Genomic DNA, 15,082 nt, shown 5'->3' with positions numbered 1-15,082 from the left:
ACATGGGCATGGCGGGAGAGACATGGGCAGCCTCGACGAAAAGGTCGCCATCGTGACCGGTGCTGGACAAGGCGTTGGTCAGGGCATCGCTTTGGCGCTCGCATCGGAAGGTGCGTCCATCGCGGTGCTCGGCCGCACCCCGGCCAAGCTGGAGGCCACCTGCAAGCTGATCGCCGAACGCGGGGCACGCGCCGAGCCGTTCCCCTGTGACGTGGCCGACACCGACGCCATCCCCGCCCTGGTGGACCGGATCGCCGAACGCTTCGGCGGCATCGACATCCTGGTCAACAACGCCTACTCCGGCGCCTACGGCCCGCTGCTGTCGATGAGCCAGGCCGACTTCGAGAAAGGCTTCCGCACCGGGCCGTTCGCCGCCTTCGCCTTCATGAAGGCCTGCCACCCCCACATGAAGCGACGCGGCGGCGGCCACATCATCAACCTCGTCACTTCCGCCATGGTCCGCTGGGACCCGCAGACCTACGGCGCCTACGCCGCCGCCAAGCAGGCGCTGCGGTCCCTGACCCGCACCGCGGCGGCCGAATGGGGGCCGGACGGCATCCGCGCCCTCGCCATCGCCCCGCACGCCCTCTCCCCGGGGCTGCAGCGCTGGGCGGAGGCCAACCCCGAGGCCGCCGCGGAATTCCGCAAGACCATCCCGCTCGGCTACATCGGCGACTGCGAACAGGACATCGGCCGAGCCGTGGTGGCGCTGGTCAACCCCGATCTGCGCTACCTCACCGGCGCCACCGTGCCGCTGGACGGCGGGCAGGCCTACTTCGGATGACCTCCGAAGGCACGCCGTTCCCACCCCCTTTGGTTTCCGTTCCACCCCACCACCCCGCCTCGCCGCGTCCGCGGCGGGCATGCAAAGGAGACACCACCGGATGAAGGTCACCAAATTCGGGCGCCTGGCAGCCGGCGCCCTGGCCCTTGCCATGGTCACCACCTCGTGTGCCAGTGAGCGTTCCGGCGACGACGGCGTGAGCGCCGGCGGCGGCCAGAGCTCCGGCGGCGGCCGCTACTTCGGCACGCTGCCGTCCCCCTGCGGGCCCGGCGACGCCAAGGGCGCCACCGACCAGGGCGTCACCGACACCACCATCACCATCGGATTCGGCGACGACCGCGGCTTCGCCTCCGCGCCCGGCCTGTCCAAGGAGATGGGCGACGCGGTCAAGGCGATGATCGACTGGTGCAATGAGCAGGGCGGCATCAACGGCCGCAAGATCAAGGGCAACCAGTACGACGCCGCCTACACCAACTCGGTCAAGGTCATCCAGCAGTCCTGCAAGCAGGACTTCATGCTGGTCGGCCAGGGCTTCGCCATGGACGAGGCCGCCGAGCAGCACCGGGTGGCCTGCAAGCTGCCCACCGTCGCCGGCTTCACCGTCGGTCCCAACGCCACCATGGGCCCGATGAAGTACGAGGCCGTCCCCTACCCGGTGGACCTGATGAACGTCGGCGGGCTGCGCATCGCCGAGAAGCTGTTCCCCGAGGCCAAGGAGAAGGCCGACATCCTGCTGTCCACCTCGCCGGCGGTGACCATGGGCACCAACAAGGTCTCCGCGGCGATGAAGAAGCTCGGCTACAAGCAGCTCAACTGCGGCGTCCGGCTCAACGACGCCGGGGAGAGCAGCTACATGCCGCACGCCGAGAAGATCAAGAAGTGCGGCGCCGAGCTGCTGTGGAGCTCCGACTCCCCCGACCCCGGCCAGTTCAGCCTGCTGGAGTCGATCGAACGGGTCGGCGCCAAGCCCAAGTACCTGTTCGAGGCCACCTGGTACAGCAGCCTCGTCGCCCAGTGGAACAAGGCCGGCACCGGCGACAACATCCACATCGCCATGATCTTCCAGCCGCTGGAGAACGCCGACAAGGTCCCGGCGGTCAAGCAGTACATGGACCTGGTCAACGCCCAGAAGGGCAAGGTCGCGCTGCTGGGCATGCAGGCCACCTCCTCGTTCCTGCTGTGGGCGCAGGCCGCCAAGAACTGCGGCTCCAACCTCACCCGCCAGTGCGTGATCAACGAGCTGTCCAAGGTGCACGAGTGGACCGGCGGCGGGCTGCACGCCCCCACCGACCCCGGCGCCAACAAGCCGTCCTCCTGCGCCCTGATGGTCAAGCTCACCGGCACCAAGTACGAGCAGGTCTACCCCAAGACCATCGGCGAGTACGAGTGCAGTGACGACATCGTGCTGGAGACCGACCCCAAGACCTGGGGCACCAAGCTCAACGAAGACCGGGTGGCGACCACGTTCCTGACCGACGACGTGATCAAGCCACAGTCCTGATCCGCCGAGGCGGCGACCAGCGATGACGACCTTCCTGACCTATACCCTCCTCGGCCTGGTCCTGGGCGCGGTGTACTTCATCGCCGCCTCCGGGCTGGTGTTGACCTACAACACCTCCGGCATCTTCAACTTCGCGCACGGCGCGCAGGCGATGCTCGGCACCTTCCTGTTCTGGCAGCTCAAGTACGACTGGGGCTGGCCCACCCTCGCCGCGCTGCTGGTGGTGATCGGGCTGGTCGGCCCGCTGCTGGGCGCGGCGCTGCACGCCCTGATCATGCGGGGGCTGCGGGACACCGCCGACGTCACCAAGATCATCGTCACGGTGGCGGTGCTGCTGGGCATGGTCTACCTGTCCCAGTGGATCTGGAACCCCGACGAGGCCCGCACCGTGGAGATGTTCTTCGGCGCGGACGCCAAGGTGACGGTGCTGGGCGTGGTGGTGCGGTACCACGAGATCGTCTGCCTGGTCGCCGCCGCGGCCATCGCCATCGGGCTGCGGGTGCTGTTCACCCGCAGCCGGATCGGCGTGGTGATGCGCGGCTCGGTCGACGACCCCGACCTGCTGCGCCTCAACGGCCACGACCCGGAGCGGGCCGCCATGCTGTCGTGGGCGCTGGGCTCCACCCTGGCGGTGACCGCCGGCGTGCTGATCGTGCCGGTCGGCGGCGGCGCGCTGGAAGCCAACATGCTCACCCTGTTGGTGATCGACGCGTTCGCCGCGGCCATGTTCGGGCGGCTGCGCAGCATCCCCCGCACCTTCGCCGGCGCCATGGTGCTGGGCCTGGCCGCCACCTACGTGATGGGCTACCTGCCGGCCTCCGGCCCGGTGACCGGGAACCTGCGGGTCTCGCTGCCCATGATCGTGCTGTTCGTGGTGCTGGTGGTGCTGCCGCAGGACCGGCTGCGCGGGGCGGCCATCCGCACCCGCGAGCGCTACCGGGTGCCCACCGTCCGCTCGGCGGCGGTGTGGGGCCTGGTGCTGGTGGCCGTGGTGTACCTCTACAGCCTGCTGCTGGAGGACTCCGGCATCACCACCCTGACGCTGGGCATGACGTTCGCGATCATCGCCCTGTCGCTGACCGTGCTCACCGGGTACGCCGGCGAGCTCAACCTCGCCCCGCTGTCGTTCGGGGCGGTGGCCACCATCGTGGCCTTCCACTTCGGGGTGTCCGGCAGCGGGCTGTCGGCCTACCTCACCCCGCAGGGCGTGCTGGCCGGGGTCGCCGCCGCGGCCCTGGTCGGCGGGCTGATCGCGCTGCCGGCGCTGCGGCTGCGCGGACTGTACCTGGCGCTGGCGACCATGGCGTTCGGGGTGTTCCTGTCGAACATGGTGCTGCGCGACACCACCGAGCACGAACTGTTCGGCGTGAAGTTCACCCTCTTCCCCAACGGCACCCTCGCCGTCCCCCCGCCCAAGCTGGGCCCGCTGGACCTGCGCGACGGCCAGACCTTCCTGATGACCGCCACGGTGCTGTTCGCCCTGCTGGGCGTGGCACTGGCCGCGCTGCGCAACAGCGGCTACGGCCGCCGCCTGGCGGCCATGAAGGACAGCCCCGCGGCCACCGCGATGCTGGGGCAGGACCTGGTGCGGCTCAAGCTCAGCGTCTTCATGATCTCCGCGGGCATCGCCGGGCTGGGCGGGGTGCTGATGTCGGCCGCCGCCGGCTCGGTGTCGGGGGAGAACTTCACCATCATGGGCAGCCTGGCCCTGCTGATGCTGGTGGTGGTGGCCGGCATCGGCTACATCAGCGGCGCCCTGCTGGGCGGCCTGATGTCAGGGGTCGGCGCCACCGTGCTGGTGGGCACCTTCAACGACCTGGCGCTGGAGCACGAGGCGATGTCCTCGATCTACAGCGCCCTGGCCCACCTGGTCATGGTCGGCACCGCCCTGGTCGGCATGGGCGTGGGCCGCAACCCCAGCGGCTTCGTCCACGACATCGTCGAGTCCTACCGGCACACCACCAAACCCGTGCGCTATGGCGGCGCCGCCGTCGGCGCGGTGCTGTACGTCCTGGCGCTCACCGACGTGATCGGCGTGTGGACGTTCGCGATCGCCGTCCTGTGCGGGGTGATGCTGCTGCCGGTCATCGGGCGGATGCTCCAGGAGGAGGGCCGCCGCCGCACCACGCCGCTGGAGCTGATCGGCGTGGACGAGCCTTACACCGACCAGCTGCGCGCCAGGCTCGACCGCGAGCTGGGCCTGCCCGCCCTGCCGGTCACGGCCGAGAAGGGAGGCGCCCGTGCCACTGCTTGAAACCCGCGGCATCACCGTCCGCTTCGGCGGCAACACCGCCGTGAACGACGTCAGCCTCACCGTGGAGGAAGGGCAGATCACCGGGCTGATCGGCCCCAACGGCGCGGGCAAGACCACGTTGTTCAACACCATCACCGGCCTGCAGAAGCCCACCTCCGGGCGGGTGCTGCTGGACGGCGCCGACATCACCCGCCTGTCGCCGGCCAAACGCGCCCGGCGCGGCATGGCGCGCACCTTCCAGCGGCTGGAGCTGTTCTTGTCGCTGTCGGTGCGCGACAACGTCCGCGTGGCCGGGGACGTGCTCAAGGTCACCGGCCGCCGCCGGCGCTTCGACCTCGATGAGGAGACCGACCGGGTGCTGGAGCGCACCGGGCTGACCGACATCGCCCACAAGGACGTCTCCGACGTCCCCATCGGACGGGCCCGGGTGGTGGAGGTGGCCCGCGCGCTGATGACCTCCCCGCGGGTGCTGCTGCTGGACGAGCCGGCCTCCGGCCAGACCGAACGCGAAACCGAGGCGTTCGCCGAACTGTTGGTCGGCCTGGCCGCCGAAGGACTGGCGATCTGCCTGGTCGAACACGACCTGCCGCTGGTGATGCGGCTGTGCTCGACCATCCACGTGCTGGACTACGGCTCGCTGATCGCCTCCGGCACCCCCCAGGAGGTCAAGGAGTCTCCGGAGGTCATCGCCGCCTACATCGGCACCGAGGAGGCCGCCTGATGACCATGACCGAACAGCAGGCCGACCGCGAGCCGGTCACCGAACCCGAGCCGCTGCTGGAACTGGTGGACGTGCGGGCCGGGTACGGCGCCATCGAAGTGCTGCACGGGGTGAACCTCGCCCTCAAACCCGGGTCGCTGCTGGCGCTGCTGGGCCCCAACGGCGGCGGCAAGTCCACCACCATGCGGGTGTGCGCCGGGCTGCACCCCATCACCGGCGGGGAGCTGCGGTACGCCGGCCGCACCGTCAACGGCATCTCCGCCCAGGACGCCGCCCGGCTGGGGGTGTGCTCCATCCCCGAAGGCCGCGGCATCTTCCCCAACCTCACGGTGCGGGAGAACCTGTGGGTCGCCACCGGCACCGGCGCCACCTTGGCGGAACTGGAGGAAAAGGCCTACAGCCGCTTCCCCGTCCTCGGCCGGCGGCGCAACCAGCTGGCCGGCTCGATGTCCGGCGGCGAGCAGCAGATGCTGGCGCTCTCCCGCGCCCTGGCCACCGACCCGGCGGTGCTGCTGCTGGACGAGCTGTCCATGGGACTGGCCCCCATGATCGTCAGCCAGATGTACCAGACCGTCGCCGAACTGGTCGCCGGCGGCCTGTCGGTGCTGGTGGCCGAGCAGTTCGCCCGCGCGGTGCTGCCCATCGCCGACAGCGCGGCGCTGATGCTGCACGGACGCGTGGTGGCCACCGGCACCCCCGAGGAGATCGAGGCCCGGCTGGCCGACGACTACCTGGGCGGCTGAGCGGCGATGCCCCCAAAGCAGAGATGGCGCGCCCGGTCCACGGCGGACGCGGCGCAGCAGAACACGAGGAGGGACACCGGATGCTGACCGAGGAACGGCGCGCCCAGTTCAAAGAGGACGTGGCGCGGCAGAAGCTCAAGACCGACTCCTCCCGCCACGACGGCCTGTGGCGCATCGCAGGCCTGATCTTGATGATCGTCGGCGTGGTGGGCGCGTTCATCGCCTACAACAACTCCCTGGCCCAAGACGATCTGCGCAACGTCGGCTCCTTCCAGGCGCTGGCCACCGCGTTCACCGCGCTGACCGTGCTGGGCGCGGCGCTGTACCTGGCCGCGGCGGTGACGAGGGTGCTGCGGCTGTGGCTGCTGCGCCAACTGGTGGAGTCCCAGGCCCACACCGACCAGATCGCCGCCGCGCTGCGCGATAGCCGCCCGTAACCCCCGACATTCCCGGTCAGCGGGATGCCCGGACCTCTCGGGCATCCCGCTGATTAACGTCTAGGCCGCCACCCCAGCGGGGCGGCGGATGGAAGGACCCGATGACTCAGCCAATTCCCGACGTCCTGGCCCCGGCGAAGCTGGGCCCGGTGACGCTGCGCAACCGCATCATCAAGTCGGCCACCTATGAGGGGCTCAGCCGGGACAACAAAGTCACCGACGCGCTGATCGACTTCCATGTGCGGCATGCCGCGGGCGGGGTCGGCATGACCACGGTCGCCTATTGCGCGGTGGCGCCGGACGGCCGCACCGACCGCAAGCAGATCCTGTGGACCGAAGACGCCCTGCCCGGCCTGCGCCGCCTCACCGAGGCCGTGCACGCCGAGGGCGCCGCGGTCTCCGCGCAGATCGGGCACGCCGGCCCGGTCGCCAACCCCAAGGCCAACGGCGCTCCCGCGCTCGGCCCCAGCCGGCACTTCCATGCCACCACCACCAGCTTCACCAAGGCGGCCACCCGCGCCGACCTGGAACGCATCATCAAGGCCCACGGCCACGCCGCCCGCATGGCCATCCGCGCCGGTTTCGACGCCGTCGAGATCCACTTGGGCCACAACTACCTGGCCAGCTCGTTTTTGAGCCCCCGCGTCAACCACCGCGACGACGAGTACGGCGGCTCGCTGGAGAACCGCGCCCGGCTGGCCCGCGCCATCGCCCGCGAGGTCCGCGAGGCGGTCGGCGACCGGATCGCCATCTTGGCCAAGTTCAACATGGACGACGGCGTGCCCGGCGGGTTCTGGCTGGATGAGGCCATCCAGGTCGCCCGGTGGCTGGAGGCCGACGGCTCCCTGGACGCCCTGGTGCTGACCGCCGGCAGCTCCCTGCTGAACCCCATGTACCTGTTCCGCGGGGACGTGCCGCTGCGGGAGTTCGCCGCGATCATGCCGCAGCCGGTCAAGCTCGGCGTGCAACTGGTCGGCAAACGCTTTTTGAAGTACTACCCGTATGAGGACGCCTACCTGCTCCCGCTGGCCCGGCAGATCCGCGCCGCGGTGAAACTGCCGCTGGTGCTGCTGGGCGGCATCACCGGCAAACCCGTGATGGATGTGGCCATGCGGGAGGGCTTTGAGTTCGTGGCGATGGCCCGGGCCCTGCTGCGCGAACCCGACCTGATCAACAAGATCGCCAAGGACCCGCAGGCCTCGTCGCTGTGCATCCACTGCAACAAGTGCTTCACCAAGATCTACGGCGGCACCAGCTGCGTGCTCGTCCAGCCGTGACAGGGGGCGGGAGTGCGCAACGAGACCATCGCAGACCTGCTGTTGGCCCGGCTCGGCGACCACCGGCCCGGCCTGCGCAGCCGAGAACGCACCTGGACGTGGGACGAGGTCGTCCGGGAAAGCGCGGCCCGCGCCGCGCTGGCCCGCAAGCTGCGCATCGACGGCCCCTTCCACATCGGGGTGCTGCTGGAGAACGTCCCCGAGTACATCCTGTGGCTGGGCGCGGCGGCGCTGAGCGGCGCCACCATCGTCGGCATCAACTCCACCCGCCGCGGCGCCTACCTGGAACAGGAGGTCCGCCACACCGACCTGCAACTGGTCATCACCGACCAGGCCGGGCTCAAGCTGCTGGACGGGCTGGACATCGGCGTCCCCCGGGAGCGGTTCCTGCTCATCGACGACCCCGCTTACGCCGGCCTGGTCGCCGAGCACGCCTGCGAGCCGGAGCGGGACCCGCAGATCACCCCCAAGACGCAGATGCTGCTGCTGTTCACCTCCGGCACCACCGGCAAGTCCAAGGCCGCCCGCTGCTCCCAGGGCCGCCTGGCGGAGCTGGGCCGCAACAACAGCGCCAAATACGACGTCAAACGCACCGACGTCTGCTACTGCCCGATGCCGCTGTTCCACGGCAACGCGATCATGGCGCTGTGGGCGCCGGCGCTGACAGCGGGCGCGTGCGTGGCGCTCACCCCCAAGTTCTCCGCCTCCCGCTTCCTGGACGACGTGCGGTTTTACGGGGCGACGTTCTTCACCTACGTCGGCAAGGCCATCGGCTACATCCTGGCCACCCCCGAAAAACCCGACGACGCCGACAACACCCTCACCCACGCCTTCGGCACCGAGGCCTCCCCGGAGGACAAGGCCGAGTTCCTGCGCCGCTTCGGCTGCCGCCTGGTGGAGGGCTACGGCTCCAGCGAGGGCGCCGGCATGATCGCCCAAGACCCCAACGCCCCGCCCACCGCCTTCGGCCGTCCCGCCCACGACGGGGTCCGCATCGTCAACCCCGAGACCCTGCAGACCTGCGCCCCGGCGATCTTGGACGAGCACGGCCGGGTCACCAACCCCGAAGAGGCCATCGGCGAGATCGTGGACGTCCACGGCGCCGACAAATTCGAGGGCTACTACAAAAACCCCGAGGCCGACGCCGAACGGGTGCGGCACGGCTGGTACTGGACCGGCGACCTGGGCTACATCGACCAGGACGGCTTCATCTACTTCGCCGGCCGCTCCGGCGACTGGATCCGCGTCGATTCGGAGAACATCTCCGCCCTGCACACCCAACTGGTGCTGCGCCGCCACCCCAAGGTCATCGACGCGGTGGCCTTCGGTGTTCCCGACCCGCGCTCCGGTGACCAGGTCATGGCGGCGATCGAGATCCCCGAGGGCGTCACCTTCGAAGAGCTGGACCTGCCCGGCTTCCTGGCCGCCCAAGAAGACCTGGGCACCAAGGGCGCGCCGCGGTTCGTGCGCGTCTCCCACCACCTGCCCACCACCGGCTCGGGGAAGCTCGCCAAAAAGCAGCTCCAGGTGGAGGGCTGGCGCACCGGCGACCCGGTCTACCGGTGGGTCGGCCGGGGCGCACCCGAATACCACCTGATGACCGAAGCGGACAAGGCGGCGCTGCGCGAGGAGTTCGCCGCCAACGGGCGTCTGCGTTTCCTGCCATAGGAGGGGGCGATACATGGATCTGCGTGAGCCCGCGGCGCTCAGCGAGCTGCGGGCCGAGCTACGGGCCTACTTCAACGGGCTGCTGCCGGCAGACGAACGCCGCCGCGTCGGAGAGCAGGGCGTGGGCGGCGAGCGGTTCCGCGAAGTGGTCAAGATGCTCGGCTCCGACGGCTGGCTGGGGTACGGCTGGCCCAAGGAGTACGGCGGGCAGGGCCGTTCCATCAGCGAGCAGTACGTGCTCTTCGACGAGGTGCAGCGGGCCGGGCTGCCGTTCCCGTTCGTCACCGTCAACACCGTCGGGCCGACGCTGATGAAGTACGGCACCGAGGAGCAGAAGAAGAAGTACCTGCCGGGCATCCTCTCCGGCGACATCGTCTTCGCCATCGGTTACACCGAGCCCGGCGCCGGCACCGACCTGGCCTCGCTGACCACCCGCGCGGTCCGCGACGGCGACGAGTTCGTCATCGACGGCAGCAAGATCTTCACCAGCGGCGCCAACACCGCCGACTACATCTGGCTGGCCTGCCGCACCGACCCGGAGGCCCCCAAGCACAAGGGCATCTCCATCATCATCGTCCCCACCGACGCCGAAGGGTTCTCCTGGAGCCCCATCCAGACCGTCGGCGGCATGGTGGTGACCGCCACCTACTACAGCGGGGTGCGCGTCCCGGTCAGCGAGGTCGTCGGGGAGATCAACGGCGGCTGGAAGCTGATCACCACCCAGCTCAACCACGAGCGGATCGGACTGGCCGCGCTCGGCGGCCGGATGATCCGGCTGTGGGAGGACGTGGTGGCCTGGGCCCGCGACAACGGCGTGCTGGAACAGCCATGGGTGCGCCGGGACCTGGCCCGCACCTACGCCAAGCTCGAGGCGATGCGGCTGCTGAACTGGAAGATGACCATCGCCGTCGAGAACGACGAGCTCACCGGGGCCGACGCCGGGGCCACCAAGGCCTACGGCACCGAAACCCACATCGACGTGCAGCGCACCCTCACCGGGATCCTGGGCGCCGCCGGGCGGATCCGCCCCGAATCCCCGGGCGCGGTGCTGGCCGGGCAGATCGAACAGCTCTCCCGGCAGGGCATCGTCAACACCTTCGGCGGCGGCGTCAACGAGGTGCTGCGCGACATGGTCGCCACGCTGGGACTGGGCATGCCGAGATCGAGGCGGGCATGAGCGGCGAAGACTACGAGAAGCGACTGCAGGCATGGGTCGGCCGCACGCTGGGGGAGCCCCGGCGCGGCCAGGACCCGGTGAACGTGCCGATGATCCGCCACTGGGTCGAGGCCATGGGCGACACCAACCCCGTCTACCTGGACGAGGAGGCCGCCCGCGCCACCGGCCGGGAGACGGTCGTGGCCCCGGCGTCGATGATGCAGGCCTGGACCATGCGCGGCTACGCCGCCACCGTGAACCCCGAGCCCGAAGCGGGCGGCATGGAGGAGCTCACCGCCCTGCTCGCCGAGGGCGGCTACACCTCGGTGGTGGCCACCGACTCGGAGTTCGAGTTCCACCGCGAACTGGTGCCCGGTGACCACATCAGCGTCCAGGAACAGGTCGAGTCGATCTCCCCGGAGAAGAAGACCGCCCTGGGCGAAGGCCGCTTCATCACCACGCTGCGCACCTACCGCGACCAGCGCGGCGAGGTCGTGGCCACACAACGGTGGCGGCTGCTGCGGTTCCGCCCCAAGAAGACCGAGCAGACCGAGCAGAAACCCAAGGCGCTGCGCCCCCGCCCGGCGATCAACCGCGACAACGCCTTCTGGTTCGAGGCCGCCAAACAGCGCCGCCTGGTCATCCAGCGGTGCGCGGCCTGCAAGACGCTGCGGCACCCGCCCGGCCCCTGCTGCCCGCACTGCGGCTCGTTCGACTGGGACACCGTCGAAGCCGCCGGCACCGGCCAGGTCTACAGCTACATCGTCGCCCACCACCCCCCGCACCCGGCCTTCGAGATGCCGTACGTGGTGGCGCTGGTGGAACTGACCGAAGGCACCCGACTGGTCACCAACTTGGTCGGCATCGCCCCCGACAAGATCGAAATCGGCATGCCGGTCGTCCTGGACTGGCTGGAGGCCGACCCCGAGCTCACCCTGCCGGTGTTCCGGCCGGCCGTCCCGCAGGAGGAGAGCTGATGGACTTCACCCTTGGCGAGGAGCTCACCGAACTGCAGGGCCTGGCCCGGCAGATCTTCACCGACCACGCCACCCACCAGCGGCTGCGCGCCGTGGAGACCAGCGAGAGCCGCATCGACGAGACGCTGTGGCGGGAACTGGCCGGCGCCGGACTGCTCGGCGTCGCGCTGCCCGAGGCCGCCGGCGGCGCCGGGTTGGGCCTGGGCGCTTTGTGCGTGCTGCTGGAAGAACAGGGACGGCACGTGGCGCCCGTCCCGCTGTGGCCGACGCTGGTGGCGGCGCTGGCGATCGCCGAGCACGGCACCGCCGAGCAGCGCGATCTGCTGCCCGGCGTGGTGGACGGCTCCCGGCGGCTGACCGTGGCGTTGGAGGAGTTCGGCGTCGGCGATGTGGCCGCACCCGGCTGCACCGCCGTCCCGGACGGCGACGGCTGGCGTCTGAGCGGCACCAAGGCGGTCGTCCCCAGCATCACCGGAGCCGCCCACCTGCTGGTCTCGGCGACCGGCCCCGACGGGCCCGGCCTGTTCCTGGTGGACGCCGACGCCCCCGGCCTGAGCTGGGAACGCACCGAGACCACCAGCCGCGACATGGCCGGCAACCTCACCCTGGACGCCGTGCCCGCCCGCGCGCTCGGCCCCGCCGCCCTGCCCTGGACGCTGGACGTCGCCCGCACCGCCCTGGCCGCCGTCCAGCTCGGCGTGGCCTCCGGCGCCCTCCACATCACCGCCTCCTACCTGAAGGAACGCGAGCAGTTCGGCCGCCCGCTCGGCACCTTCCAGGCGGTGCAGCACCAGCTCGCCGACTGCTACATCGAGATCGAGGCGATGCGGGTGTGCCTGTGGCAGGCGGTCTGCGCCGCCGAGGACGGCGCCACCGACGGCAAGGCCGCACTGGTCGCCAAATGGTGGGCCGACGAAGGCGGCCTGAACGTGGTGCACCGCACCCAGCACCTGCACGGCGGCATCGGCGTGGACGTGGACTACCCGATCCACCGCTACTTCCTGTGGGGCAAGCAGATCTCCGGCACGCTGGGCGGCGCCTCCGCCGACCTGCAGCGGCTGGGCGACCTGATCGCCGAGGGGGCCGCCTCATGAAACTCGCCACCCGTGCCTACCCGGACGTGTCCGTGGGGGAGAAGCTGCCCGAACTGGCCATCCCCCTCACCCGCACCCTGATCGTGGCCACCGCGATCGCCAGCCGCGACTACCAGGACGTCCACCACGACCCGGAGCTTGCGGTGCGGCGCGGGTCCAAGGACATCTTCATGAACATCCTGACCACCAACGGCCTGGTCGATCGGTATGTGACGAGCTGGGCCGGCCCGGCCGCCCGCGTCAAGGCCATCAAGATCCGGCTGGGCGTCCCCAACTACCCCGGCGACACCATGACGCTGACCGGCACCGTGTCCGCCAAGGACGACGCCGCCCGCCGAGTGGAGATCGCGGTGCGCGGCACCAACTCCCTCGGCGCCCACGTCACCGGCACCGTCGTCATCGAACTCCCGGAAGGAGACCGGCAGTGAGCGTGCTGCCCGGAGCCGCCGCCATCGCCGGCATCGGCGCCACCGAGTTCTCCAAGAACTCCGGACGCAGCGAACTGCAACTGGCGTGCGAGGCGGTGTTGGCCGCCATCGCCGACGCCGGCCTGGAACCCTCGGACGTGGACGGACTGGTGACCTTCACCGCCGACACCAGCTCCGAGATCCACGTGGCCCGTAACACCGGCATCGGCGAGCTGAAGTTCTTCTCCCGCGTCGGCTACGGCGGCGGCGCGGCCTGCGGCACCGTCCAGCAGGCCGCCATGGCCGTGGCCACCGGCATCGCCGAGGTGGTGGTCTGCTACCGCGCCTTCAACGAACGCTCCGGCGTCCGCTACGGCCTCGGCCAGGCCGGCCGCCAGATGGACCAGGGCGCCGACAGCGCCGCCTACGCCTGGCTGCTGCCGTTCGGGCTCAACACCCCCGCCCAGTGGGTGGCCATGTTCGCCCGCCGCTACATGCACGAGTACGGGGCGACCAGCGAGGACTTCGGCCGCGTCGCCGTGGTGGACCGCAAGCACGCCGCCACCAACCCCAAGGCCTGGTTCTACCAGCGCCCCATCACGTTGGAGGACCACCAGAACTCCCGCTGGATCGTCGAGCCGCTGCACCTGCTGGACTGCTGCCAGGAGAGCGACGGCGGCCAGGCCCTGGTCGTGGTCTCCACCGAACGCGCCCGCGACCTGCCCCACCCGCCCGCGCTGATCTGGGGCGCCGCCCAGGGCTCCGGCTACGACCAGCACATGATGACCAGCTACTACCGCTCCGAGATCACCGGCATCCCGGAGATGGGCCTGGTGGGCCAGCAACTGTACGCCCAAAGCGGGCTCAACCCCTCCGACATCGGCGCGGCCATCCTGTACGACCACTTCACCCCGCTGGTGCTGCCGCAACTGGAGGAGCTGGGCTTTTGCGCCCGCGGCGAGGCCAAGGACTTCATCGCCGACGGCAACCTGGAAATCGGCGGCCGCCTGCCGTGCAACACCCACGGCGGCCAGCTCGGCGAGGCCTACATCCACGGCATGAACGGCATCGCCGAGGCCGTCCGCCTGGTCCGCGGCACCTCGGTGAACCAGCCCGGCGACGTCACCAACGTGCTGGTCACCGCCGGCACCGGCGTGCCCACCAGCGGCCTGATCCTGGGAGCGGACCGATGAACGCCGGACAGTGGAAGGGCCGGGACCTGGGCACCCGCACCGTCGCCTACGAGGACCGCGACGCGATCCTGTACGCCCTGGCGGTCGGCGCCCAGGCCACCGACTTGGAGTTGGTTTTCGAAGAACGCCTGCGGGTGCTGCCCACCTTCGCCCTCACCCGCGCTCAGTGGGCCCCCGACGCCCTGGGCTCGGCGGGCGCCTTCGACCCCACCACCGCCGTCCACGGCTCCCAACGCCTGAAGGTCCACAAGCCGCTGCCGAGGGCGGGCGAACTGGAACTGGCCGCCCGCGTCGGCGAGGTCTGGGACAAGGGCTCGGCCGCCATCTTCGAGGTCGTGGTGGAGAGCGAGTACTTCGAGGCCGTCTGGTCGCTGTTCGCCCCCGGCTGCGGCGGCTTCGGCGGCGACCGCGGTCCCTCGGCCCGCAAACGCCCCGACGGCGCCCCCGACACCACGCTCACCGTCCCCACCTCCCCCAACCAGGCCGCCCTGTACCGCCTGTTGGGCGACCGCCACCACATGCACATCGACCCGGAGGCCGCCAAGGCCGCCGGCATGCCCCGCCCCTTCATGCACGGCCTGTGCACCCTGGCGACCGTCACCCTGCCCCTGGCCGCCGAACTCGGCGCCCACCCGGCCGACTTGACGGAACTGGAGGGCCGCTTCAGCGCCCCGGTCTTCCCCGGCGACACCCTCACCGTCTCCACCTGGAAGGACGGCGAAGCCGTCCTGTTCGAAGCCGCCGTGGACGACACCGTGGTCCTGTCCGGCGGCCGGGCTCTGTTCGCCTCTTAGCAACGCCGCACACCCCGTGGTCCCCCGGCCCGCCTCCGGCCGGGGGACCACGGGGGTGAGCTCATTCCGTGCCCGC

The 15,082-nt window shown here is 70.5% G+C and carries 14 protein-coding genes; all 14 read left to right on the top strand.

The window, feature by feature from the left end:
- Positions 1 to 22 precede the first annotated feature (22 nt).
- The 14 genes from TCUR_RS17200 (at position 23) to TCUR_RS17135 (ending at position 15,006) form a co-directional block, all read left to right on the top strand.
- Positions 23 to 784 carry an SDR family NAD(P)-dependent oxidoreductase gene (locus TCUR_RS17200; RefSeq protein ID WP_012853813.1) on the top strand — a complete coding sequence of 254 codons (762 nt, stop codon included), beginning with the start codon at positions 23 to 25 and terminating at the stop codon, positions 782 to 784.
- Between the two features lie 100 nt (positions 785 to 884).
- On the top strand, positions 885 to 2,285 hold the full coding sequence (locus tag TCUR_RS17195; RefSeq protein WP_012853812.1) for an ABC transporter substrate-binding protein: 1,401 nt from the start codon (positions 885 to 887) through the stop codon (positions 2,283 to 2,285).
- Positions 2,286 to 2,307: 22 nt separating this feature from the next.
- Positions 2,308 to 4,539, top strand: a complete 2,232-nt coding sequence (locus tag TCUR_RS17190) for an ABC transporter permease (protein WP_012853811.1) — start codon at positions 2,308 to 2,310, stop codon at positions 4,537 to 4,539.
- Positions 4,526 to 5,260, top strand: coding sequence for an ABC transporter ATP-binding protein (locus tag TCUR_RS17185; RefSeq protein ID WP_012853810.1), 735 nt, complete (start codon positions 4,526 to 4,528; stop codon positions 5,258 to 5,260). The genes TCUR_RS17190 and TCUR_RS17185 overlap by 14 nt, the downstream gene beginning before the upstream one ends.
- Complete coding sequence (locus TCUR_RS17180) at positions 5,260 to 6,003, top strand: ABC transporter ATP-binding protein (RefSeq protein WP_012853809.1); 744 nt, start codon at positions 5,260 to 5,262, stop codon at positions 6,001 to 6,003. Before TCUR_RS17185 ends, TCUR_RS17180 begins: the two co-directional genes overlap by 1 nt.
- Before the next feature lie 80 nt (positions 6,004 to 6,083).
- Positions 6,084 to 6,440 carry a hypothetical protein gene (locus TCUR_RS17175; protein ID WP_012853808.1) on the top strand — a complete coding sequence of 119 codons (357 nt, stop codon included), beginning with the start codon at positions 6,084 to 6,086 and terminating at the stop codon, positions 6,438 to 6,440.
- Positions 6,441 to 6,541: 101 nt separating this feature from the next.
- Positions 6,542 to 7,717: an NADH:flavin oxidoreductase gene (locus tag TCUR_RS17170; RefSeq protein WP_012853807.1), complete on the top strand. Its 1,176-nt coding sequence runs from the start codon at positions 6,542 to 6,544 to the stop codon at positions 7,715 to 7,717.
- Positions 7,718 to 7,729: 12 nt separating this feature from the next.
- Complete coding sequence (casI, locus tag TCUR_RS17165; protein WP_012853806.1) at positions 7,730 to 9,385, top strand: steroid-22-oyl-CoA synthetase; 1,656 nt, start codon at positions 7,730 to 7,732, stop codon at positions 9,383 to 9,385.
- Positions 9,386 to 9,398: 13 nt separating this feature from the next.
- Complete coding sequence (locus tag TCUR_RS17160; protein ID WP_012853805.1) at positions 9,399 to 10,562, top strand: acyl-CoA dehydrogenase family protein; 1,164 nt, start codon at positions 9,399 to 9,401, stop codon at positions 10,560 to 10,562.
- Positions 10,559 to 11,518: a bifunctional MaoC family dehydratase N-terminal/OB-fold nucleic acid binding domain-containing protein gene (locus TCUR_RS17155; RefSeq protein ID WP_012853804.1), complete on the top strand. Its 960-nt coding sequence runs from the start codon at positions 10,559 to 10,561 to the stop codon at positions 11,516 to 11,518. Before TCUR_RS17160 ends, TCUR_RS17155 begins: the two co-directional genes overlap by 4 nt.
- Positions 11,518 to 12,612: an acyl-CoA dehydrogenase family protein gene (locus TCUR_RS17150; protein WP_012853803.1), complete on the top strand. Its 1,095-nt coding sequence runs from the start codon at positions 11,518 to 11,520 to the stop codon at positions 12,610 to 12,612. Before TCUR_RS17155 ends, TCUR_RS17150 begins: the two co-directional genes overlap by 1 nt.
- Positions 12,609 to 13,040 carry a MaoC family dehydratase gene (locus TCUR_RS17145; protein WP_012853802.1) on the top strand — a complete coding sequence of 144 codons (432 nt, stop codon included), beginning with the start codon at positions 12,609 to 12,611 and terminating at the stop codon, positions 13,038 to 13,040. Before TCUR_RS17150 ends, TCUR_RS17145 begins: the two co-directional genes overlap by 4 nt.
- The gene (locus tag TCUR_RS17140) at positions 13,037 to 14,212 is read left to right on the top strand and encodes a lipid-transfer protein (RefSeq protein WP_012853801.1); all 1,176 of its coding nucleotides are present in this window, start codon (positions 13,037 to 13,039) and stop codon (positions 14,210 to 14,212) included. Before TCUR_RS17145 ends, TCUR_RS17140 begins: the two co-directional genes overlap by 4 nt.
- Positions 14,209 to 15,006, top strand: coding sequence for a MaoC/PaaZ C-terminal domain-containing protein (locus tag TCUR_RS17135; RefSeq protein ID WP_012853800.1), 798 nt, complete (start codon positions 14,209 to 14,211; stop codon positions 15,004 to 15,006). Before TCUR_RS17140 ends, TCUR_RS17135 begins: the two co-directional genes overlap by 4 nt.
- Positions 15,007 to 15,082 lie beyond the last annotated feature (76 nt).

This window comes from Thermomonospora curvata DSM 43183, assembly GCF_000024385.1.
Classification (GTDB): Bacteria; Actinomycetota; Actinomycetes; order Streptosporangiales; family Streptosporangiaceae; genus Thermomonospora; species Thermomonospora curvata.
The sequence above is the reverse complement of the archived record's forward strand: the minus strand, read 5'-3'. Positions and strand labels throughout refer to the sequence as shown.